This is a genomic window from Enemella dayhoffiae, from assembly GCF_002250625.1.
GTDB classification, from domain to species: domain Bacteria; phylum Actinomycetota; class Actinomycetes; order Propionibacteriales; family Propionibacteriaceae; genus Enemella; species Enemella dayhoffiae.
The window spans coordinates 1-1,339 of the sequence record NZ_NMVQ01000039.1; the positions used below are offsets into that span (position 1 = coordinate 1).

Annotated in this window: 1 protein-coding gene; it reads left to right on the forward strand. The window is 63.6% G+C overall.

Annotated elements, in window-relative coordinates; translation table 11 throughout:
- The first annotated feature begins 244 nt into the window (after positions 1 to 244).
- Positions 245 to 1,321, forward strand: a complete 1,077-nt coding sequence (locus CGZ93_RS13995) for an IS110 family RNA-guided transposase (RefSeq protein ID WP_094364783.1) — start codon at positions 245 to 247, stop codon at positions 1,319 to 1,321.
- Positions 1,322 to 1,339: the final 18 nt, after the last annotated feature.

Here is a 1,339-nt window from a genome sequence, read left to right on the forward strand (position 1 = left end):
CGCGGCCGGCGACTGTGAGAGTGTCGAGTACCTCCTGGCGGCCTGACTCTTGCTGACGACTGACCCCGAAGTCTGGGTGTCCTTGCTGTTGATCTGTCGTCCGTCAGGAGGCGCATCACCCTCGTGGTGCTGGCCGGGCGGGCGTGACCTCATAGGAGCCTGATCGCAACAGTCCCATCACAGTCCCGTCCACCCGACCGGCCAGTGTCACTCACCCTGTCCTGATCTGGTTGGAGCGAGCACTATGAGCATGCAGCATGTCCCCCCTCACCGTCGAGTCGTTGTTGGCGTCGACACTCACAAACACGTCCACGTCGCCGTCGCGATCGATGAGCTCGGCGCGGTCCTGGATCGTCGGTCTTTCGCGGCGGATTCCGGTGGTTACGGTCAGCTGATCGACTGGGGCGAGTCGTTCGGCGGGAAGCTCACCTTCGGGATCGAAGGCACCGGATCCTATGGCGCAGGCCTGGCCGGCGCAGTGCGCCGTCGTGGAATCGGGACGCTGGAGGTGATGAGAACGGACCGTCGCGACCGGCGGTTGCGAGGCAAGTCCGACACGCTCGATGCCGAGAATGCAGCCAGGGCAGTTCTCGCGGGCCTGGCCACGGCCATCCCGAAGTCAGCTGACGGAACGGTAGAGATGATCCGTCAGATCAAGGTCGCCAAGGACATCGCCGTCAAGGCGAGAACATCCGCGATGATCAGCCTCAAGCAGGTCATCGTGAATGCCCCCGATGATCTGCGTCAGGAGCTGCAGCCGCTATCGAAGATGGCGCTCATTCACCGTTGCGCGGCGCTTCGTCCGGGCCAGGTGACCACGATCATCGCGTCGACCAAGCACACTTTACGGTCGATCGCTCGTCGGTGGGAAGTACTGGATGCCGAGATCTCCGGGCATGAGAAGCTTCTGGCAGAGCTGACCGCGCAGATCGCTCCCGATCTCGCGAAAGCTTTTGCGGTCGGTCCTGACACCGCGGCCGAGATGCTGATCGTCGCCGGCGACAATCCGGAACGGATCCGTTCGGAGGCCGCGTTCGCCAGGCTCTGCGGCGTCGCCCCGATCCCAGCATCTTCGGGGATGACCACCCGACACCGGCTCAATCGGGGCGGTCACCGGCAAGCGAACGCCGCACTCTACCGTGTCGTCATCGTTCGCATGCAGCACCACGAACCCACCAAGGCCTACGTCGCCCGCCGCACAACCGAAGGCAAGACGAAGTCCGAGATCATCCGGTGTCTGAAACGTCTTCTCGCCCGCGAACTCTGGGCCGCGATGCGACCCATCCGCGAAGCCCGGCCATCCCTCCAAATCGCGGCTTGACAGATATAGGAGCATCAA

What these genes read in the sequence shown, in the direction of transcription:
- CGZ93_RS13995 (WP_094364783.1), top strand. Translation starts at nt 245, where the DNA reads ATGAGCATGCAGCATGTCCCCCCTCACCGTCGAGTCGTTGTTGGCGTC.